Annotated in this window: 13 protein-coding genes and 1 pseudogene; 4 read left to right on the plus strand and 10 right to left on the minus strand. The window is 44.4% G+C overall.

What is annotated here, in order from left to right:
* Nucleotides 1–37: 37 nt before the first annotated feature.
* The gene (locus tag MHH89_RS17565; protein WP_341087714.1) at nucleotides 38–3,787 is read right to left on the minus strand and encodes a carbohydrate binding domain-containing protein; all 3,750 of its coding nucleotides are present in this window, start codon (nucleotides 3,785–3,787) and stop codon (nucleotides 38–40) included.
* Nucleotides 3,778–5,064: an S-layer homology domain-containing protein gene (locus MHH89_RS17570; protein WP_341087716.1), complete on the minus strand. Its 1,287-nt coding sequence runs from the start codon at nucleotides 5,062–5,064 to the stop codon at nucleotides 3,778–3,780. The genes MHH89_RS17565 and MHH89_RS17570 overlap by 10 nt, the downstream gene beginning before the upstream one ends.
* Nucleotides 5,065–5,443: 379 nt before the next feature.
* Here MHH89_RS17570 and MHH89_RS17575 point away from each other — a divergent pair.
* A pseudogene (locus MHH89_RS17575) lies at nucleotides 5,444–6,462 on the plus strand (LacI family DNA-binding transcriptional regulator).
* Nucleotides 6,463–6,582: 120 nt separating this feature from the next.
* Here MHH89_RS17575 and MHH89_RS17580 read toward each other — a convergent pair.
* From MHH89_RS17580 to MHH89_RS17595, 4 genes are all read right to left on the minus strand, one after another.
* Nucleotides 6,583–7,593, minus strand: coding sequence for a ketoacyl-ACP synthase III (locus tag MHH89_RS17580; RefSeq protein ID WP_076128027.1), 1,011 nt, complete (start codon nucleotides 7,591–7,593; stop codon nucleotides 6,583–6,585).
* A 129-nt stretch (nucleotides 7,594–7,722) separates the two neighbouring features.
* Entirely contained in the window at nucleotides 7,723–8,178 is a 456-nt protein-coding gene (locus tag MHH89_RS17585) for a hypothetical protein (RefSeq protein WP_341087718.1), read from the minus strand.
* Nucleotides 8,179–8,182: 4 nt separating this feature from the next.
* A complete protein-coding gene (locus tag MHH89_RS17590) occupies nucleotides 8,183–8,440 on the minus strand; it encodes a hypothetical protein (protein ID WP_341087720.1) in 258 nt (85 codons plus the stop codon).
* Between the two features lie 1,744 nt (nucleotides 8,441–10,184).
* A complete protein-coding gene (locus MHH89_RS17595) occupies nucleotides 10,185–11,585 on the minus strand; it encodes an MATE family efflux transporter (RefSeq protein ID WP_445254999.1) in 1,401 nt (466 codons plus the stop codon).
* A 159-nt stretch (nucleotides 11,586–11,744) separates the two neighbouring features.
* Between MHH89_RS17595 and MHH89_RS17600 the strand changes: the two genes are divergently transcribed.
* A complete protein-coding gene (locus MHH89_RS17600; protein WP_076194140.1) occupies nucleotides 11,745–12,626 on the plus strand; it encodes an AraC family transcriptional regulator in 882 nt (293 codons plus the stop codon).
* A gap of 77 nt (nucleotides 12,627–12,703) precedes the next feature.
* Here MHH89_RS17600 and MHH89_RS17605 read toward each other — a convergent pair whose 3' ends face one another.
* The 3 genes from MHH89_RS17605 to MHH89_RS17615 form a co-directional block, all read right to left on the minus strand.
* Nucleotides 12,704–14,314 (minus strand): extracellular solute-binding protein, encoded by a 1,611-nt coding sequence (locus MHH89_RS17605; protein WP_341088817.1) that lies wholly within the window; start codon nucleotides 14,312–14,314, stop codon nucleotides 12,704–12,706.
* A gap of 68 nt (nucleotides 14,315–14,382) precedes the next feature.
* A complete protein-coding gene (locus MHH89_RS17610) occupies nucleotides 14,383–15,276 on the minus strand; it encodes a carbohydrate ABC transporter permease (protein ID WP_036685379.1) in 894 nt (297 codons plus the stop codon).
* Nucleotides 15,277–15,287: 11 nt separating this feature from the next.
* Entirely contained in the window at nucleotides 15,288–16,163 is an 876-nt protein-coding gene (locus MHH89_RS17615; protein WP_094903677.1) for an ABC transporter permease, read from the minus strand.
* Nucleotides 16,164–16,667: 504 nt separating this feature from the next.
* Here MHH89_RS17615 and MHH89_RS17620 point away from each other — a divergent pair.
* Nucleotides 16,668–18,902, plus strand: coding sequence for an AraC family transcriptional regulator (locus MHH89_RS17620; protein WP_341087723.1), 2,235 nt, complete (start codon nucleotides 16,668–16,670; stop codon nucleotides 18,900–18,902).
* A gap of 86 nt (nucleotides 18,903–18,988) precedes the next feature.
* Here MHH89_RS17620 and gtfA read toward each other — a convergent pair whose 3' ends face one another.
* Nucleotides 18,989–20,431, minus strand: coding sequence for a sucrose phosphorylase (gtfA, locus tag MHH89_RS17625; RefSeq protein WP_340033647.1), 1,443 nt, complete (start codon nucleotides 20,429–20,431; stop codon nucleotides 18,989–18,991).
* A gap of 372 nt (nucleotides 20,432–20,803) precedes the next feature.
* Between gtfA and MHH89_RS17630 the strand changes: the two genes are divergently transcribed.
* Nucleotides 20,804–21,796: a LacI family DNA-binding transcriptional regulator gene (locus MHH89_RS17630; protein ID WP_076128039.1), complete on the plus strand. Its 993-nt coding sequence runs from the start codon at nucleotides 20,804–20,806 to the stop codon at nucleotides 21,794–21,796.
* Nucleotides 21,797–21,942 lie beyond the last annotated feature (146 nt).

The following is a 21,942-nucleotide window of genomic DNA, read 5'->3' on the forward strand; positions in this document are numbered from 1 at the left end:
TGCTCCTGTAAAAGGAAAACACTGCCGTTTTTTTCGTTTACCCTTCGATCAAGCTTACATCATCCAAATAAATTGTACTGCCCGCGCTAATTTCACTATTCGTCTCCGTACTATTCCCATCTATAAGCCCTAGCAAAAACACCAGATGAACACCAGCGTCTGTTGCCCCATTCATTGTAAAAGTGTAGCTGTATTCGTCCATATTCTGGGTCAAGGCTACAAGCTCAGCTTCCATATATTTGGTGTAGTCCCCGCCTTTATGCTCCACAGCTACCTGAATATTGCGGTTTACTGTAGAACGAGCTTTAAACTTCAAGGTGTACGTTTTTCCCTGAACGAGCTTGAGATTTTCGTAATCCACCTGTGCGCTATAAGGGGCTTGCCCGGTACCTGTTAAGTTGATAGCAAATTCCCCCTCTTGAACAGAAGCAGATCCGATTCCGTCAAAATACTGGCTCCAGCCCGTTGCATCTACATCGAAGGTTCCATTATCCAGCGTACCGCTTGGCGGTATTACTGGTGGACCCCCTTGTACCTCCCTGACCACAATATCGTCAAAAGAAATCGTATGCGGCGTACTATTAGCCGCAAGATCAGCGCCCAGCGTTTTGCCGATCAGATAATTAAGCTTCAGCGGGTTGCTGTTCGACACCGTAAATTGTGCTGTATAAGTAGCCCAATCCGCATGAATATCAAACTTAGCTTGCGCGGAAGCAGCTGAAGTATTGGAGTATTCTAACACAATTTGGCGCGGAACCGTTGATTTCGCTTTGAAGCTCACCTCATACGTTTTTCCGCCCTCCAGTGGAATACCCTCTTGGAAAAATTGTGTATGCCACACCTCCCATCCGGCCGACGTAATCAGAATTTCAGCTACGCCATCCTTCACATTAAACGCGGAGACGCCACCTTCTCCGGACCATGTAGTCCAGCCCGTCTTATCGCTGCCAAACGAACCATTGATAACTAGATTGTTATCATTAGCTAGAATAGTCTGCGCGACAGTTGCAGTAACATAATGTTCAGCCTCAACAGTAATGGTATAACTTCCTTCTGCCGGAAATACTGCTGCTTCAATTGTGATTTTCCCCGGTTCAATAGTGTACTGCTCTGCATTAAGTGTTGTACCGTTAACCTTTACCGCCATGATTTGATTCCGCCAATTTTCATTATCGATAAAAGTAAGCTCAATCGGCTGCGAAACTCTGTTATTGCTGCTGTCGCTTAGCAGCTCCTGCGGTTTGGCCGGTGCATTTTTGATCTCAAATTTCACATTGTCAATGATAATATCATGGTTTTGAGGAATACTAATCCCCTCAACCTTCCCAAGCAGGAATTTAAGAGACAATGTATCCTTGCTGCCTTGCCGGAATTCGAATCTGTAATGATTCGTCTCCGGCGTTACCTCCACAATATTGCTGAATGAGGCCTGATACGTACCATTTTCTACGTTCACCCCGATTTTGCGGATTACGGTTGAACTGGCATCAAATTCAACCACATAATCCATTCCAGCAGCAGCTTTCAAGTTGTTCTGAAACAACATTACAGAATACGCCTGACTGCCGGTATTCGTAATGCTAAATTTTGCTGCTCCATCTGCAACCGTAGCGCTGCTCTGACCACCCTGCTCTGTCAACAGGCGATCCCAGGCGCTAAACCCAAAGTTAAATTCACCATTCAGGAGCGGGTAATATATTAGCGATGGATCAAAATAGAAGCTAGTACGTATCATCTGGAAGTTATCCAGAACGACTGTATCCACAGCTCCGTTTAACAGTAATACGAATTGTCCTTCATGATCGGTTGCACCTCTAAGATTAATAAAGGTGGCTTTAATTTTTTGCTCACCTTCGCTTAAGCTAACCGGTTGTTCTGCCTGTACACTGCCGTCTTTTCCTAGTAGTTGGACCGTTCCTGTGCGTGCAGAGGAGACTGAAGCATTGAAGGTAACCTCGTAGTCCTGCCCTTGAATGAGCTGAATTCCCTTCTGAAGTAACCGAACCTCACCATTTTCACTGCCGCCAATCTGTAGCTTTAACTGGCCATTGTCATTAACGCTTGATTCTACCGTTGCACCACCAGCTGCTTCCGTATGCCAATAACTCATCCGATTGGGTTCCCCAATATCGAAAGTACCATTGTACAGATGATTACCGTTGGCCAGCGGTTCCTTCACACTATCATGAGGGAATTGAATATTCTCAATCTCTTCTAATCTGACATTACCAAACCATACCGGTGAAGTATTGGTACCCACGTTGAACTCGACGCGTGCAGCAATATCTGAGTTTTCCTTCATTTGAAACATCGTCTCGTAATGCGTCATCGCTGAAGTTAGATCTACCTTAAGCGATGGAGAATACGCTGCAAATCCACGAGATTCTCCACCTGTTAACCGGACGCTCATACTGCGGGACATATCGGTTTTGGCATCGAAGCTGAGTTTATAGAACCTGCCTTTAGCTATAGATACGATAGCTTGGGGTTGAATCGAATAAAAATTGCCGCCGCCACTGCTGATATCTACCTTCACATAATTGCGCTCCCCAATAGGAACGGTAGAAACCGTAGCTTCAGCCCCTGCTTCTTTATAAAGTGCCCAATGTGCGGTATTCGGGATTCCCATACCGTCATCCCCCGGCGCCTGCTCCGAATAATTGTTGTTATAGACCATGTTGCCGTCTGCCAATGCAAGCTTGGAGCCTTCCGGATAGGCTTCCTTCTCCAGTGTAACTGGAATAGGCTCGCGGTACTCACGACCTGTCAGCTCGTAGACTCTAACGTAATCAATCTCCATCGATTTTGGAAATACGGTTTCGCTAGTCGGATCACCATCAAAGTTACCGCCTACGGCCAGATTCATCAGCAAATGGAACTTCTGATTAAACGGCGCTGGATACACATTATTGGCAGGCTGCCCATTGCTGATGCTGTACCAGTCATTTTTGGTCGAATATAATTCACCATCCACATACCAGCGAATTTCGCCCGGCTCCCACTCAATAGAGTACGTATGGAACTGCTCAATCGTAGCGTTGTCCGGAAATACATACTCTTTGCCGGAGTATACATTGTTCGGCGCCATACCGCCGTAATGAATCGTCCCCGCTACCGTGTCTGGACGACTGCCCCAGCCTTCCATAATATCAAGCTCACCGGAAGCAGCCCAAGTCCCGTACACATCGTTCTCCGGCAGCATCCAGATCGCCGGCCAGTACCCTTTTCCAGTAGGTGCTTTGGCCCGAATTTCAAATTTCCCATATTTCTTACTAAACAACCCTTTAGTCTTAATCCGTGTAGAAGTATATTGTTTGCCAGCTTTTTCTTCTTTGTGGGCCGTAATGATCAGGTTACCGTCCTGTTCCTTTACATTCTTCTCATCGTTGGTATACCACTGCTTCTCATTGTTTCCCCAACCTGGATTGTTGTATTGCGAACCATCTCCAAGGTCATAGGTCCACTTTGTAGCATCAATCTCTCCATCATCAAACTCATCCCCCCACACCAGTGTCCACGGATCAGTGGTCGGTGTTTCGGTTGGTGTTGGTGTTGGTGTGGCTGTTGGTGTCGGTGTGGCTGTTGGTGTCGGTGTTTCGGTTGGTGTTGGTGTTGGTGTGGCTGTTGGTGTCGGTGTGGCTGTTGGTGTTGGTGTTTCGGTTGGTGTTGGTGTTTCGATTGGCGTAGCAGTTGCCGTAGGTGTCGCCGTTGCTTCAGGTGTGGAGTTTGGTGTCGATATTGGACCTACATTCCCCGAACTGCTTGGCGCTGAGCTTGCTATTGGCAATGTTGTTTTGCCAGTGTTTCCTTTTTTAATGCTACACCGCCAATCGTTACTCCATCGGCTTTGTTATCTATTGTGGTTACGCTTCCGCTGCCTTGAATTGCTGTACCTCCAGCGCTCGCAGATAGGATTAGTGCCGCCACTTGTGAATTGTTCTCCAATGTTAATTGGGTCGGACTTCCCAGAGTAAGGCTGCCGACAGTTCCAAGGATTCTTAACAAAGAACCGCTGACTGCTGAGTCTGCCGAACGAACCGCTCCAAATTTTCCGCGAAGCGAAATATTGTGAGGAACGACATCCATCTCAACATCCCCAAACCCTGCCCCGGTAAGATCGCTGGTTTCTTCCAAGATTGCCCCAGATAGCAGCCGCACTGTACCCACAGCTGTTGACCCGCTGGCATAAATCCGAACCTTACCATTAGGCTTGGCTACTTGAAGCAGTCCAAGAGAAGTATGGTGTAAGCCGATACTTTGCTCGCCGCCTCCCCGTACAAAAGTAGTCCCAGTTACCTTTACACCTTCAAGCTTTGCATTCCCGTCAGCTATCCCCTCGGTTAGATAAAGATTACCTTGGATGACCGTGTCTTTAAGAATCACATCAGCCCGATTAATGACTACATTGCCCTTTACTGTTCCTAGTGAAGTCTCTCCTGATTTCAGGAGGAGTCCCGAAACCATTCGATCAGCCAACTGAGCTAACTCTGCACGGGTGATCCCACCATCTGGCTTAAACAAACCTCCAGGATATCCTTTTACATAACCTGCACTCGATAGAACAGCTATTGCTTTTGCGGTTTCATCGCTGACTCCGTTCAGATCGGTGAATGCTGCTGTACTGCTTTTGTCTGCATTGAAACGAAACACTTTCTCCAATGCTAACGCCGCCTCAGCGCGCGAAAGTGCTTTTGAAGGATAAATATTGTTCTTCTGATCACTGCTTAAATATCCAGCTGCAATCCCTTTGGCTATATCATTTTTATACCAGTCTGTAGCCTGGACATCAGCGGGAACCTTATCCGATTGCTCCTGATAATTAAATATACGATTCATAATAGCTGCGAATTCTGCCTTCGTGACTTCCTTACCCGGACGAAACGACCCGTCGTCATATCCGCTTATGATCCCATTTGCGCTCCAACGCTGTAATGGGCCTGCGGCCCAATGACTTGGAGATACATCGGTAAACGCTTTCAATCCATTGATTGGTTCATTTTCCACTTTCGTTGCCGCTGAATCAGGTGAGTTTTCCTTTAACGCCTCTGCCGCTGAAGCATTCATGCTCCCAATAGAGTGATAGCAGCCCGGTGACAAGGAGCATAGCAGCAAGCGCTGCTGTGAAATTCCTTTTCATCCTAAACATCACTCCTCGAATTTCGTAATATTCGTAATTCAAGCGAAAAATCGAAATCGGTTTCGACAATGCTATTGTTGCTTAGTTTTCTATTTTTGTAAAGATGTAATTTTGAATTTTTTTACATAGATTATTTTGGAATAAATCTGCATAGTGAAATATATATTTGACTTGTTTCGGCAATAATAATAGACTGAAAATAATTGAATTTTCATTCACCCTATTCATAATAACTTGCAAATAACCGCTCTAGAACAGTCTTTTTCTCAAATTTCAACTATTTAGCGGAGGGTGGCTTTATTAACTATGAATATCAAAATGATTGCCGAAATGGTAAGCGTGTCTGTCTCGACTGTTTCGAAAATTATGAACAATTACAACGATGTTTCCGAAAAAACCAAGCAAAGAGTTTTGGAGATCATCGAACAAACCGGATATTCACCTTCCAACTCCGCCAAGACACTCGCAACTAAGAAGTCGAATCTGATCGGGGTTATTTTTGCTGGCGAGCTTAATGTCGAATTTACCCATCCCTTTTTCGTAGAAGTGCAAATTCCTTTAAAAAGCAGATGGGCGTTCTGGGCTACGATCTCATTTTCTTTTCCAACGAGAAATTCATCAGCAGCGGCGATTATTTCGCTCGATCTGTTCATTTTAATGTGGATGGATGTGTCATTATTTCCGGGCAAAAGATGGAGCCTACCATCCGCGATCTGGATATGAGCAGTATTCCTTGTATCGGGGTCGACCTTGAGCTAAAGGGCAAAAAATCTGGCTTTGTGATGTCAGATAACTTTCAGGTTTCTTCCAAGGTCGTGGAGCATTTTTATCTACTTGGCTATAGAGAGCTTGGATTTATCGGAAGTGCAGCGGATTCAGATATTTCTAACTTGCGGGAATCTGGATATGTCAAAGCTATTGAAAGCTTCGGCCTCACTTTGAACCGTCAATGGTTTGTTCATGGCGACGATTTCTTTGAGCCCAGCGGTTATACGGCTATGCAGCAATTAATTCAAGCCGGAAATTTACCAAAAGCCATTTTTGCGGCTTCTGACTTGCTGGCTCTGGGAGCCATCCGGGCTTTGAAAGAACACGGCCTCAGCGTTCCTGAAGATATTGCAATTATCGGTTGTGACGACATTGAAGCCTGTAAATATACCAGTCCAAAACTGTCGACCATCCGCCAGAACAAAGAACGGCTTGGCATCCTCGCTGCTCATATGCTCTATGACTTGATTAACAATCAGTCTGGCGGTGGATCGTTTGTAGTGGAGCCTGTGCTTATTGTACGTGAATCCTGTGGCAGTCAATTAAATACTCAGTAATCAAAAAAAAGACAACAGCCAAGGTAAGCGGGTTTCCGCAAACGGCGTTGTCTTTTTTTGATTAACCGAAACGTTTCGTTATAAACATTCATTGGACATCAACTCGCCAAATTCCACCTCTTAATATGGAGTAGGTATCCCTACCTGATGATCCAAATTCAACTCAATCAATTGCCCCGCCTGGGTCAATCCGGCACCAAAACCATACATCAGGATCTTTTGTCCATTTTGTACTTTACCCTCGCGGATGCCCAAATCGAGTGCTAAAGGAATCGTGGCAGCAGAAGTATTGCCGAAATTCACAAGACTGTGCAGCACCTGCTCCAGCGGATAATTTAATCGCTCACAAATTGGCTCAATCATGCGCATATTAGCGCTGTGTGGAATAAACCAGTCTACTTCCTCCAGAGTTACCTCCGCTTTTTCAAGCAGCTGTTGCACACCTAAAGGAACCGTTCTGACCGCCCAGCGAAACACTTCACGTCCGTTCTGTACCAGCATTTGTGTATCTACCAGCTCAATATTGTTTACAGTATGGGCAAGCCCCGTACGGTACACATGATGTGCCCCACCGCCATCACTTGCCAGCTGGAAGCCCAAAAATCCCGTCGACTGCTCATCACTTTCCACAAGTACAGCTCCCGCTCCGTCCCCAAAAAGAATACATGTACTGCGGTCAGTATAATCCGTAATCTTGGAGATCGTATCCGCACCAATAACCAGTACCTTGCGATGCATTCCTGAAGCCACATAACTGTGAGCAGTATGCAGTGCATAGACAAAACCCGCGCATGCTGCGCTCAAATCCATAGCACCCGCAGTCTGTGGAATGTTAAAACGATTTTGAATCAAAGAAGCTACTGAGGGAAAGGAAAAGTCAGGTGTGCTCGTAGCTACCAGGACCATATCGACATCCTGAACGCTTTTTCCATAACGAGTCATAAGATCCTGCACAGCTGCTGCACATAAATCACTTGTATACTCATCCTGCCGACTAATTCGACGCTCACGGATTCCGGTCCGTTGCACAATCCATTCATTATTTGTATCTACGATCTGTTCCAGATCGGCATTAGTCAGTCTTTTAGCTGGGACATAGGTTCCGATAGCGGTAATTTTTGCACCTGTCATTCCAATCACCTCTTCAATTAGTATCTGATATTAGTACTTGGTACTAATTATAACTCTGTGCCTGCTAAAAAGTAAAGAAAGGGTAAAGCATCCTAGCTTCCCGGCACTTCCGAAACCTTACGAACCCACTTAGAACCGTTTTCTATTACGCTGCTTTCTTTTTCTGATAAACAATATAATCGCAGTTACAATAACCACCACTAAAATGATAAGCACAATCACGATATTCCATACATTAGGCACATAAACCTGCATTTGAATTGGCTCTGTATCCGCTAGTGTAACATTCCAAGTAAGGGTTCTGCCGTCCTCCACATTTGCATTATTGTCTCCATATAAATCCACAGGTAACGTTAATTTAAAGTCAAAAGCCATGTTTTGCAAAAACGCCCGAATAATCGGCTTCGATAAGCTGAGCGATCCCATATTATCCATTATGGTGTCTATGTAACTATTTAATTTAGGCTTCGCCTCAACATCATATTTGGTATAAAACCAATAATCTTTGGTATCTAATTTCAGGTCCACAATATCCAAGTCACCAGAGAGTGCTTTCATTTCCTCAAAAGAGGCATAAGATTTCATGAATTCATAGACTGTAGATTTTCCATCTTGGCTTTTTCTCTAGCTCAATCCCCTGATCTTTAAGTTTGTTTACCAGAGCATCTTCCATTTTTCCGCTAATCAACGCTTCTGCCCGCGAATTCACTTTCATATTCACTGCAAAATCTACGCTTCCATTCTTATTCACTGTGACATGCGCTGTTCCTTTAGAACAGCCTGATAATAGTACAAGCATTAAGAGCAGCCCTAGTAACGAAAACCCTCTCCATTTTGACAACAACATTTCCCTCAAACCCTTCACTGACATGTATTTATATAACGGCTACCCATTCTATAAAGGCTACCTCATTTATATCATAGAATCAAACTCTATATGAATGAATAATCAAATTTGAGGACCGTCAAACTTAAACTTTATACGCGCATAAAAAAGAGGCCCTCACAGAAGTAATTACTCATGAGGTAACCTCTTTCAAAAAAGCATCAGCAAATTTGATGTTACTTGGAGTGCTCGTTGTCGCTTGGGTGCACGGTGTTACTTGAAGTGCTCGACGTTACTCTGGATGCTTAATGTTACTCGAAGTGCTAGTTGTCGCTTGGGTGCACGGTGTTACTTGGGCTTTCAAAGTCGCTTTCGGACTCCAGAGCCGTTATTTCCGCACAAACGTCTCTTTTCATAAGCTATCGGACTCCAGAGTCACTATTGCCGCAAAATCACCCCATTATGAGCCATTTCACGAGGAATAGCGCCCCTCCAGTCCGAAACTAACCGGAAAAGGCTCTAAATTAGCAAATAGCGGCAGTTGAGTCCGAAAGCACAACGCCAGACCTCCCGCAACCGCCCTACTGCCCCTAAACTAATCAATTTTTAAGCCACAGAGTTGATCTATGTTACTTGAAGTGCTCGATGTTACTCGGGATGCTTAATGTTACTTGGAGTGCTCGACGTTACTCGGGATGATCAAAGTTACTTGAACTGCTCGACGTTACTCGGGATGATCAAAGTTACTTGAAGTGCTCGACGTTACTCGGGATGCTTAATGTTACTCGAAGTGCTCGTTGTCGCTTGGGTGCACGATGTTACTTGGACTTTCAAAGTTGCTTTCGGACCTCAGAGCCGTTATTTCCGCACAAACGCCTCTTTTCATGAGCTATCGGACACCAGAGTCACTATTGGTGAAAAACGACCCCATTATGAGCCATTTCACGAGGAATAGCGCCCCTCCAGTCCGAAACTAACCGGAAAAGGCTCTAAATTAGCAAATAGCGGCAGTTGAGTCCGAAAGCACAACGCCAGACCTCCCGCAACCGCCCTACTGCCCCTAAACTAATCAATTTTTAAGCCACAGAGTTGCTCTATGTTACTTGAAGTGCTCGATGTTACTCGGGATGATCAAAGTTACTTGGAGTGCTCCACGTTACTCGGGATGCTTAATGTTACTTGGAGTGCTCGACGTTACTCGGGATGATCAAAGTTACTTGAAGTGCTCCACGTTACTCGGGATGATCAAAGTTACTTGAAGTGCTCGACGCTACTCGGGATGATCAAAGTTACTTGAAGTGCTCGACGCTACTCGGGATGCTTAATGTTACTTGAAGTGCTCGTTGTCGCTTGGGTGCACGGTGTTACTTGGACTTTCAAAGTCGCTTTCGGACTCCAGAGCCGTTATTTCCGCACAAACGTCTCTTTTCATAAGCTATCGGACTCCAGTGTCACTATTGCCGCAAAATTACCCCTACATGAGCCATTTCACGAGGAATAGCGCCCCTCCAGTCCGAAACTAACCGGAAAAGGCTCTAAATTAGCAAATAGCGGCATCTGAGTCCGAAAGCACAACGTCATCCCTACCGCAACCGCCCTACCGCCTCCCGCAACCGCCTTACTACCGCCTCCCGCAACCGCCCTACTATCGCACTACTGCAGCACTACTACCACCCTACTGCCGAAACAAAAACACTACTCCACAAACAACGTCCTACTCTAAAACCACTCCATTGCCCATCAAGCTGGGCTTATAGAGTCCCGCTTATGTGGTTAACGAGGCGCTTCTTTTCCCCGCTCCATGTAGTGAAGCATTCTCTTCACTCAAGCCGGTGTCCGCTTGTCGGAGAACCTTTCGCCCCCTCCAGCGCGCCAAAACAAGCAAACCTCTCACCAATTCGTCGGCTATCATACAACAATAGATTCCTATGAGTCCCCAGCCGAAGCTGATTCCTAACCAATAGGAGCAGCCCACGCCAATGAGGGACATAGACACGATGGAAGTATACATCGTATAACGCGTATCCCCGATGGCATTCAGCGCGTTGCCGAGGGCCATATTCAGCATTTTGGAGGGCTGGAGCAATAGATTTAGAGCTAACAAAGAAACCCCGATCGCAATAATTTTCGGATCAGATGTGAAATAAGCGAGCAGTTGTTTTCCGAACAGGAATAGTAACAGCATGTTAGCTGACACAATGCTCAAACCAATGAAGAGTGTACGATATGCACTGCGGTAAGCTTCTTTCAGTTTGCCTGCTCCGAATAAATGAGCAATCTGTATCTGCCCCGCCAGCGCAAAAGCATAACCAAGCGTGAAGCAAAAGGACTCCAGGGTGTTAAGATACGTGCGTGCTGCTAACGCTTCGGCTCCAAGTGCAGCCAGAAAGGAATACACAATAAGCTGGGAGAATACCCAACAGGAAGAATTGATCCCGAGCGGCCAGGCAATCTTCAGAATTTGCTTGAACAGCTTGCCATTGAATATCCGGAAATCTCTAAGTCTAACCTTGATCTCGAAAGAACGCCGGAATAAGGAGTAGAGAATAATCACTCCGACCAGTCTACTGACAATACTGGAGATCGCGATGCCCGCAAGGCCTAGCTGTGGCAGACCGAATACACCAAATATAAAAATATAGTTCAGAATTATATGGATGACATTGATTATAATCCCTGTGTACATCGGCCCTTTGGTATTCCCTGTGTTCCGGATAGCGGTACCGAGGGAAGCGATCATCCCTACCATAAAAAGTCCACCGCCGACGTAGGAGATATAGACATTGGAAAGTGACAATAGCTCAGGTGCTATATTTAGAACCCCACCAATAGGGCCCGCATAGAAAAACAATACAATACTCACGACAATCCCCAACACGAGGCTAACCGTTACCCCCATAATAGCAATCGTGCGCGCTTCACCAAAACGTTTGGAGCCCATTCTCTGTGCGATCAGAATCCCCGCTCCACCCGCAAATGTTGTAAAAAGTGTGGTCAATGCACCGAACAATTGATTGGAAATGCCGACTACGGCGACTGCATCATCAGAGATACGGCTGACCATTAATGTATCTACCGTACCCAGCAGAGTCTGTAGAAATACCTCTATAAATATAGGCCAAGCCAATACCCAGAGCCCAAAACCCTGTCTTTCTTTTTTCACTATACAAACCCTCCTCGTAAACCATACCTACAGACTTAGCCTAAAAAATAACATCTTTATTCATTAGGTCAGACTAAATTATAGATGATATACTTTGGATGATGGTACAGATTTCAAACCAATTATTACATTATTCCAACCTCACTAAAAGGAGCTTCTGACATGAACATCTTGAACTTCACCGTTCCTCCGTTGCTGTACTACATTGTAAGCGGATTCCATACTTTCTCCCCCGGCCATTATCATATGAGCCGCCATAATACCCGGGTGTTCGATTTGCTTGTAGTTAAACAAGGCTGTTTATATATGAGTGAAGGCGGTCTCCCTTTTCAAGTAAAAGCGGGTCAGGCGCTCTTGCTTCGTCCAGACAGCCATCATTTCAGTACGGACAGCTGCAAGGAATCCACCTCTTATTATTGGCTGCATTTTCAAACGGTGGGCGACTGGAATATAACCGAGGATACGGCCGCTGCGCTTGAGAAAGACAACGTCAAAATAGAGAACCCCCTGCAATCTGACGAATTTGATATCCGGCCGTTTAGCTTACGCTTGCCTCAATATACAACTCTGCTGCAGCCGTCCAAGATGGAAGAGCTGCTCTCGCAGCTGAATCAGCTTGTGCCTAATTCCCATTTAAGCGATACTCCATTTCAGCAGCAGCTGTTGTTTCAGGAGGTTATTCAGCAGTTATCCGCCTCCCTCAGCCATGAGCGCCCCTCGCCCTCCAAAATATGTGCAGAGCAAGCGGCCTCCTATTTACGCAGCCATTTTCGTGAGCATATCACTGCGCAGCAGCTCGGGGAAAGTCTAAGCTTTCACCCTGTATATATCGCTCGTTGCATGAAGAAGGAATACGGCTGTGCGCCGATGGAATATCTGCTGCATTATCGGATTCAGCAAAGTAAACTTTTGCTGATGCAGACTAGCTACACGATTGCCCGTATAGCCGAGGAAGTTGGCTTCAATCAGGCGCCTTACTTCAGCTCCAGCTTTATTCGAATAGAAGGAACCACTCCACGGGAATTCCGTCAACGTTTCTCGTAAATCTGAGTACGTTAAAGAACACAAAAAAAGGGATGCTCCCTGCCATTAGGCTTAAGGAACATCCCTTGCTACTTTTATTATTTCAAACCTTTCTCCTGCACATAAGCATCCCATTGCTTGATATATTCGGTCTGGATTTTCTCAAGACCGGCTTGCTTAGCCTTTTCCATAAAGGTGGCTAAACCCGCATCAACATCCTCTACTAATCCAGCTTGCAATGGATACAGGTATTGCTTTTCCACCTGCTCTAGTGCTGCTTTTTCCGCCTGATAAGAGGTATAATCCTCAGCAAAACCGGTGAAAATATCCGGCTTCTGAATTTTGTCGAGCTCAGCGAAAATTTCCTTCACGCCATCATAGGATTTATCAAATAGCATGAACTCCGGATTCCGCCAGGCCCAGCCATTCATTCCCTCGCGTGTAAAACCGTTCGTTGAAGCATCTCCAATAAGTTCATAGTAGCCGTTCGCATCAATTTTATAGTTCTTTCCTTCCACACCGTATTGTGTCAGCTGATTATAACGTTTATCCATGACCATTTTTTCATAGAAGGCCAGTGCACGTTCAGGGTTCTTGCTGCTCTTCGGAATGGCGAAACCATTATGAATAGGATGAACTGGTGTTGCATAACCAATGGTATTGCCATAAGGATAGTAACCTAGATCCCAATCCGGATGTGCTGCTTTCACCTTCATCAACGTATCGTTGAAGCGAGTCGGATTATCTCCGAAGATGCTTGCTGCCTTGCCCGCGATAATCGGAGCCTGGATGGTATCCTTCAAGTTCAGGACGTTTTTGGAAATCAATCCGTTTTCCTGCCAGCGTCTCATCGTCAGCAGCTCTTCTTTATGTTCCTCCGAGCCCCAATACAGATAAGCTTTTGAAGGATCATCGTACTTAATACCAATACCATAAGGCAGCGGACTGCCGACCTGTGCGGTAAGTGTTGAATATACATCATGAATGTTACCTCTTACATCACTGTTAAAAGAAGCAGGTGACATCTGCGGTTCATTTTTCTTGATTCCTTCCATGTATTCTTCATAGCTAGCCAGATCTGTCGGCTGAGGCAGATTGTATTTCTTGCGCAGATCCTCACGCCATACGAAGCCGTTCGTTACATACTCCTTATAAGTCGCTGGAACGGTGTAAATCTTGCCATCAATCTTCACAGCATCCCACATTTCCTGTGGTACGAATTGCTGGAGTTCTGGGGCAGCTTTAGGCAGCAGATCATCAATAGCTAAAAAAGCTCCCTTTTTCGCATAAGCCTGATATTGTGTCCAGTCCGCAGTGAAGATCAGATCGATTGATTGACCCGACGACAGCAGCAGCTTATATTTCTGATCCCAATCTGTCCAGGTTGTATAGTTGAATTTAACGGTTGCATTCAGATCCTCTTCGGCCATTTTGTTAATTTCCGCTTCAATGCTTGAGAGGTCCTTCGGCGCATCGCCTAGCATATAGAATTGCAGCTCGACCTTTTTGGAAGTGTCCAGTCCGGTCTTCTCCTCCGTCCCTGCGTTCGTACTTTGTGCTGTGTTTCCTCCGCTATTACTCTCTTTTACCGCCGCATTGTCTCCGTTTGCAGAATTAGAATTCCCCCCGCAGCCTGCCAGCAGCGTCAAGCCCAGTACTGACGTAAGCAGAATAGACATGCGTTTGCCCCGTTGTTTATTCATCTGAATCCTCCCTTTTCACTATGCTTCTATGTTAGCCGACTGTACCTTAACCCGGTAGTGGGCAGGTTGCGGTTCTAACCTTTTACAGCGCCGATGGTTAGGCCTTTGACAAAATAACGCTGAACGAACGGGTACAGAAAAAGAATAGGTCCCGTCACGACAATTGCCATCGCCATTTTGGTAGACTCAGCAGGGACCTCCGTAGCCAGTGACACCCCGGTTCCCGCCCCCATCTGTGCGATAAACTGTGCTGAATTAATAACATTGTACAGATAGAATTGCAGCTGATATTTATGCGTATCATTGATGAACAGTGAAGAGGTGAACCAGTCATTCCAGTAATACAAAGCCAGAAACAAACCGACTGTAGCGATGCCCGGCATGGAAAGCTTGAGTACAATCTGCCAGTAAATCCGGAAATCACCGGCCCCGTCTATTTTGCCAGAATCGAACAATTCCTCAGGAACTGCTGATTTGATGAAGTTTTTCATTAAAATGATCAAAAATGGCGTCATCAGACCTGGAAGCACCAGTACCGCATAGGAATCCAGCAGACCGAGGTATTTCGTAATCATGATGTACCACGGGACAAGTCCTCCCCCAAACAAAGTCGTAAAGTATATATAGAAGGAAAAGCTATTTCGATATTTAAAATCTTTACGCGCCAGTACATAACCCGCCATAGTCATGAAAAAAAGTCCCATTACCGTTCCAATCGCAGTTGTGCTGACTGTGACCGCATATGCCCGCAGCACCTCATCCGGGAAGATGAATACCGTCTTGTAGCCCTCCAGTGAGAACTGTGCCGGAATCAGATGATAGCCATCGCGAATAATGGACTCATTGCTGGTCAAAGATGCAGAGATAATTAGCAAAAAGGGCAGCAGGCAAGCGATCGATAAGCCAATAATGACCACATAGGCAATCCAATGAAGCATTCGCGTATATTTATCCTTTTGAATTTTCATTTCTTATCCTCCTAGAACAGGGCGTAGTCATCGTTTATTTTGCGGATAATGTAGTTGACCGTCATAATGAGGACGAAGCCGAACAAGGATTGATAGACCCCGGCAGCCGTTGCCATGCCCACATCAAAGGTTACTTTAAGCGAACGGTATACATAGGTATCAAGGATATCCGTCGTATTGTAGAGCAGCCCGTTATTGCCTATTAATTGATAGAAAAGATCGAATTGGCCCTTCATAATACTCCCGAGCGCAAAGAGCAGCAGCACCACAAAGGTTGATTTCAGCATCGGCACCGTTATATACCAAATCCGTTGGAAAATATTAGCGCCATCAATTTTGGCCGCTTCATAATATTCGTCACTAATCCCCGTAATCGCCGCCAGATAAATCACCATACTGTAACCAAGATTTTTCCATAGATAAAAGATAATGATCAGAAAGATCCATGCCCAAGGTTTACTGTAAACGTCGACCGGATCAAGGCCAAATTGGGTAAGCATTGTATTTAAGAAACCGCTGTCATAATTAAACAAGTTGTAGACAATTACGCTGAGAATTACAAAGGATACAAAGTAAGGCAGAAACATTACCGATTGGCTAATCTTTTTAAACCATTTTCCATTGAGCTCACTCAGCAGGATCGCACAGACAATTGCCAGCACATTTCCCAGTACAATAAAAGCAATATTGTATCCTATCGTGTTCATCGTGAGCTTCACCAGCGTACCGGATCTCCAGAGGAACTCGAAATTCTGTAATCCCACAAACTTGGAGTTGAACATGCTGCTGTTGAAGTCGAATTGAGTGAACGCATAATAGATGCCTACCATTGGAAAATAGGAATTCACCAGAAAAAAGATCAAGGTGGGCAGCAGCATCAGAAACATTACCCGATTGTGCACCAGCTCATACAACAATCCTTTCTTCTTTCTTGTCGTTCGTAAGCGTGCTCTACCATCAGCCTGGATGCCAAGTTCGACGTTTGAAATTCCTTTGGATGAGGTTTGGCTCAAGATCTCTCACTCCCCCTTAATATAGAAACTGCATAATTCCACTATAGGGGGATTCTTCTGAACACAGAAGTGAAGCTTACAAGCCTTACTGCACAAACTGGCGAAACAGGAGCTGAACAATCAGGATGTTTATGTAAAAGTCTTCGGAGACCCCCAGAGCTTCTCAAGCTTCGCTAACTCCTTATAATCCTTGTAGAAAAGACTGTTTTGTACACGAATATTTAATTTGTTCACTCCCTTCAGATTGGAAAAATGCAGGATTCTAAGGTTGCTCCACTGTTCTGTTCACTCTTGGGGACTTATAATAAAGGAACTTCATAATATGAATTCATCCAGAGTCTTGTCCGAGTAAGTCATATGATGATCAGGGGGGACGGTATGAAGAATAATGATCTACGGAGAAAAAGACTACTGTATGGCAAGCTGCTCACCACCATAACCCTGTGCATATCGTTAACCCTTCTTATCTCTACTTTTGTTTACTATACGTACTACATCGGCGTCGAGAAGACGCAAACCTTTCGCTCCGATCTAAGGGATCTGACCCAGACTGGCAAAAAAGTGGTCAACATGGCTGAAGTCGCGCAAACGCTTTCATTTCAACTGTATCGAACCAGCACGATTTCTCATCTGTTGTTCTACAACAAGCCCTCTATTTATGAGGTAACCGCGGCGATGTCCGATCTCGGAAACTACTTAAATTCCATGCCTTATATTGAATCCATCTATGTATATAATCCGAATAATGACACGGTTTATATTTCGGCAGCACAGGGCCAGAATGGCGTATTCACCACCCGCGAACTGGTGGACACTGAAATTATTCAGATGCTGAATCATTATCAGGATTACAAAACATTTACGCCGATTCCGCGAACCTATTCCATAGATGAACCTGAGAAAAAAAACATCTCAGTCTATACTTACCTTTGCTATGATGCGATCAATTGGGACCGCTCTATTAACTCTGCGGTTATTGTTAACATATCCGCGGCTTGGATCAATAAAGAACTGGCTAACGGCAATACACCCGGTAGTGGCAGTACCTACATTTTGGATGACCAAGGCCGTTTTCTGTCGGGGAATAAGCTGACATTGGAGAAGCTCTCCGGGGATGAAAACAGTTGGCTGGAGCATCAAGTAAAAGCACGTTCTGCCGGCTATTTTACTGCCCCTTTTAGAGGGAATAAATCACTGGTGTCCTATACTTCGCCCGATTCGCTTGGCTGGCAATATGTGCGCATTACTCCTTATGAGGTAATTACTGAACAGACCAATCATATCCGCAATACTACGCTTCTGATTTCTTTAATTATTTTATTGTTCGGTCTTGTTATTTCTAGGGTACTGTCCAAACGGCTTTATCTGCCGATTGATTCGATCGTAAGCCGAATGAACACCCTTGAGGCAGATAAACGCAACAGTATGTTCACGATCAGGCAGAACTCATTACGCAATCTGGTGCTTGGCATTAAATCTCCTCATAACAGCCGGCAAAATGATGTTCAACAGCTGGGTATTTCTTTTAATTTAAACGAGGGCTACCGGCTAGTATTACTACGCATTGATGAGTACGAAGCTCTGCGAAAGGAACGAGGCTCTTATCTCCTTCCGTACAAGTTTGCCATCATGAATATTGCCTCAGAGATCTGTGGACAGACTTATCAGGTGGAAACTGTAGATATGAATGACGATAGTGTGGTCATGTTGCTTAGCAGCATGACCTCCACTGAGCATCTGGATACCGAGCTGATTGAAGTGCTGCTGCGGCAGATCCGTGTGGCCTGTTGTGATTATTTAAAAATCGGACTGTCGTTAGTGTACAGCCCTATCAGTGATAATCCAGATGTACTAAACCGGCTGTACAGTCAGGCCAGAGAAGCTTCCAAACATAGACTGTTTTATGGTCATGGCAGCCTGATCAATGCTGAGCGCATTAGCGAGCTTCAGAACAATCTTTACTCCTACCCGGCTGACAGCGAAAAAAAGCTGGTCGATGCGCTCACAAGTGGCAGAACAGACGAAGCCCGCAGTCACTTCTCCGAAATGGTACGTGAAATGGAGCAATATCCCTATCATGTGCTGGAACTTACTGTTTCAAGGGTGACGCTAACGATTAAACGAATTGTCGATAACATCAAGAAGCTTAGTCCTACCCCCACCGAAGGGATGATGGTGATGCCTTCGCTTGAACATTATGAAACAATAGAAGAATTTGAGGCAGCTTTTTACCAGCTTTTTGATCATATTCAGGAATTCCAAGCGGATAAGCGCAGCTCCAAGCAAAGCGATCTAATCCGGCAAATTAACCAAACCATTCAGCAATCTTACATGGACCCTTGCTTAAGTCTGAACCAAATTGCCGATGAACTTAATATGTCTCCAATCTATGTCAGCAGACTTTATAAGCAGCAGACCCTAACCACTATTGTGGATGTCATCATGGAGGTACGGATGAAGGAAGTATGCCGCCTGCTTGTAGAGAGTGATTTATCGGTATCGGATATTGCTGAAGTAACTGGCTTCACCAGCAGTTCTTATCTCCACCGGATGTTCAAACGCAACTTCAGCCTTACACCAATAGAATTCAGACGGACCAAAAACAGTTCATAACATGAATCACCTATCCCCCAAAAAGAAAGGTGCTCCAGCAGCCATTACATTGGCCTTTGGAACACCTTTCGATATCAAAGGAAATATTAAAATACCTTCGCAATATTTGCTTCATTCTCACCTGCAAGAATGGTGTATTCTTTGGTCAACAGATTAGCTTCAAGCTTCGCCACACTGTTTTCATTTTTCCAAGTGATGTTCAGCTCATTCTCACTACCTTGTTCAATCTTGATCTCACCATTAAAAGCTGGACAGCTATTTCTGAATTTCAACAATGCGAACAGCTTTTGAACAACAGGACGTTGTACCTCAGCAGCAATTTCATCTTTAGCATAATAATGGCGGTTAATATTGCGTCCTTCTTTTGTGCTTTCGAGCAGCTCAATATCATTCTCGCCAGCGAATAGACCTACATAATAAATCTGTGGAATACCAGGGGCGAAGCACTGAATAGCTCTGGCCAAAAGATATGCCTGATCATCATTGCCAAGTGCAGAATAATAAGTGCAGTTAATTTGATAAATATCCAGATTATTATAAGCGGCGGAGCTATATTTTTTCTTAACATTTGCTCCTTGACTATATAGGCTTTCTCTGGTCATCTCAGCTTCTTCGTCGGTCATCAGATCCTTAACATCCACCACGCCAATGCCGTCATGTGTATCCAGGGTAGTGAATTGTTTTCTCGGACAGATTTCCAGCCAATGCGCAAGCCGATTTACTTTTCCACTGTATAGAGCATGTAATACCAACATTGGCAGGGCGAAATCATAGACATAATAATCCTTGTCTGCAATCTTCAATTGAATGCTGTAATGCTCATGGATTTCCGGAAGAACAGTTACGCCATAAGGCTCCACTACTTCTTTAGACAAATTCAACATTTCCCAAATATCCGGTTCTACGAAAAAGCAGTTGGTACCCATCTTTTTGTTGGCATAGGCAAAAGCGTCCAGTCGGATAATCGATGCTCCTTTATCAGCAAGGAAGGTCAGATTGTCTTTTACAAATTTCTTCGTAGTTTCCGTAGTCACGTCCAGATCGATCTGCTGCTCATCAAACGTACACCAAACCTTTTCCTTCGTCCCATCTTTAAAGGTAACCTCTACGTATGGCGCCCGCGGTTTACGTTTATAAATTAAATCCACATCAACCTCAGTTGGTTCACCGTTAGGCCAGAAATCCTTGTAACGAATAAATAAATCCTTGTACTGCGATGCATCCTTCTTCTCAAGGAAATCTTGAAAGTATGGAGACTGCTGTGAAATGTGATTGATCATGAAATCATACATCATGTAGAACTTCTCGCTCATCTCTTCGATTTCCGCCCAGTCGCCAAAAGCCGAATCAACCTTCGTATAATCCATCGGAGCAAATCCCCGGTCGCCCGAAGAGGGGTAAAACGGCAATAAATGAACCCCACCCACGACTCCTTGCAAGTGTGTATCCAGTACTTCGTTTAGTTCTTTTAAATTGTTTCCCATGCTATCTGCGTAAGTGATAAGCATAGCTTCATTTTTAATCTGCATATTGGCGTTCTCCTTCTATTTCAATTTATACACTCTTGCTTCATAAGGTCTGAGAAATCATCAAACTAATGCAACTTATGAAAGCGTTCTCCTAACGATCTTGTTCCTCCCTAGATGAAGGTTTATTCAAAACCAATTTTATAGATGCGCAAATAATATGTCAAACGTTTTCATATAATTAAATCAATAAAATATGGGTATAATTATTGATTTTTAATATTATATCTAAATATTTGTGGTAACGTATAACATACCTATTATAACTATCAAAAACTATCTATGCTTTTACAATTGTTAGTCTCGATTAGTGTCAACAATCCAAGAAAGTTGTAGAATATAGATTAGAGCATTTTATGAAACGGGGATGAGGGTATGGCAAGTATTAAAGATGTTGCCAAGGAGGCGGGCGTTGCTGTAGCTACCGTGTCCAGAGTAATGAACAACCGGGGATATATCAGCAAAGAGACGCGTAAAAAAGTTGAAAAAGCGATGGACGCCTTAGATTATCATCCTAATCAAATCGCCAGAGCCTTACAGAAGAATCAATCCTTTTTTATTGGGATTATTGTTCCAGATTCAAACCACCCTTTCTTTTCCGATCTCATCAAGTATGTTGAAATGAGTGCTAATGAAAAAAACTATAAATTGCTAATATGTAATTCTCTTGACGATCCTGAGAAGGAAGCCAACTATATTAGCATGCTTCGCCAGAATCAAGTAGATGGCATTATCATGTGCAGCCACACTATGAATATTGAAAGCTATAAAAAAGTCCCTTTCCCTATTGTCTCTTTTGACCGTTTTATTTCTTCCAATATCCCTTGTGTGGGATCGGATAATTACCGCGGTGGTGAGCTAGCTACCGAACATTTGATACAGCTGGGCTGTAAACGGCTGCTACATATCTCCGGCCCGCTAGATCTGGATATTCTAGCGAATCGCCGTCGGGATGCTTTTGTCATCACAAGTATGAAACATGGTGTAACTTACGATATTATCGAAGGCGCGCACAACAAGCTTACCTTTGATTATTTTTGGTCCTTTGTCACCGAAAATATCTCTCCGGCCCAACTTCGAGAATATGATGGAGTATTCTGCAGTAATGATATTGTGGCTTATGCTTTATACATTTATGCTGAACAGCAAGGCATTCGAGTGCCCGAGCAACTGAAAATCATCGGTTATGATTACCACAGCTTTACCCGCATGCTTCAGAGTCCTAAATTGACTACCATTATGCAACCTAGTGATCGGATCGGGGTCATGCTGACCAATACTCTCCTGCAAATGATCGAAAGTGCTGACGGAGAGCTAATCAACAACACTACTGTAGACGTAACTCTTATTAAGGGAGAGACTACTTAACGTATCTATTAAAAAGGTAGACTACCGTAATTAGCGGTGGCCTGCCTTTTTTGTATTACTTCATTAATAACGACTTTCAGGAATAACGGCTTTTAGGGCAATTTTTGTAACCACTTCCGCTTCTCAGAATATGCTGATTGGGCAGG

Source organism: Paenibacillus sp. FSL H7-0323 (genome assembly GCF_038002725.1).
Classification (GTDB): domain Bacteria; phylum Bacillota; class Bacilli; order Paenibacillales; family Paenibacillaceae; genus Paenibacillus_AQ; species Paenibacillus_AQ odorifer.

What these genes read in the sequence shown, in the direction of transcription:
- MHH89_RS17570 (WP_341087716.1), bottom strand. Translation starts at nt 5,064, where the DNA reads ATGAATGCTTCAGCGGCAGAGGCGTTAAAGGAAAACTCACCTGATTCA.
- MHH89_RS17630 (WP_076128039.1), top strand. Translation starts at nt 20,804, where the DNA reads ATGGCAAGTATTAAAGATGTTGCCAAGGAGGCGGGCGTTGCTGTAGCT.
- MHH89_RS17590 (WP_341087720.1), bottom strand. Translation starts at nt 8,440, where the DNA reads ATGTTGTTGTCAAAATGGAGAGGGTTTTCGTTACTAGGGCTGCTCTTA.
- MHH89_RS17600 (WP_076194140.1), top strand. Translation starts at nt 11,745, where the DNA reads ATGAACATCTTGAACTTCACCGTTCCTCCGTTGCTGTACTACATTGTA.
- MHH89_RS17585 (WP_341087718.1), bottom strand. Translation starts at nt 8,178, where the DNA reads ATGAAATCTTATGCCTCTTTTGAGGAAATGAAAGCACTCTCTGGTGAC.
- MHH89_RS17615 (WP_094903677.1), bottom strand. Translation starts at nt 16,163, where the DNA reads ATGTTTCTGATGCTGCTGCCCACCTTGATCTTTTTTCTGGTGAATTCC.
- gtfA (WP_340033647.1), bottom strand. Translation starts at nt 20,431, where the DNA reads ATGCAGATTAAAAATGAAGCTATGCTTATCACTTACGCAGATAGCATG.
- MHH89_RS17610 (WP_036685379.1), bottom strand. Translation starts at nt 15,276, where the DNA reads ATGAAAATTCAAAAGGATAAATATACGCGAATGCTTCATTGGATTGCC.
- MHH89_RS17620 (WP_341087723.1), top strand. Translation starts at nt 16,668, where the DNA reads ATGAAGAATAATGATCTACGGAGAAAAAGACTACTGTATGGCAAGCTG.
- MHH89_RS17580 (WP_076128027.1), bottom strand. Translation starts at nt 7,593, where the DNA reads ATGACAGGTGCAAAAATTACCGCTATCGGAACCTATGTCCCAGCTAAA.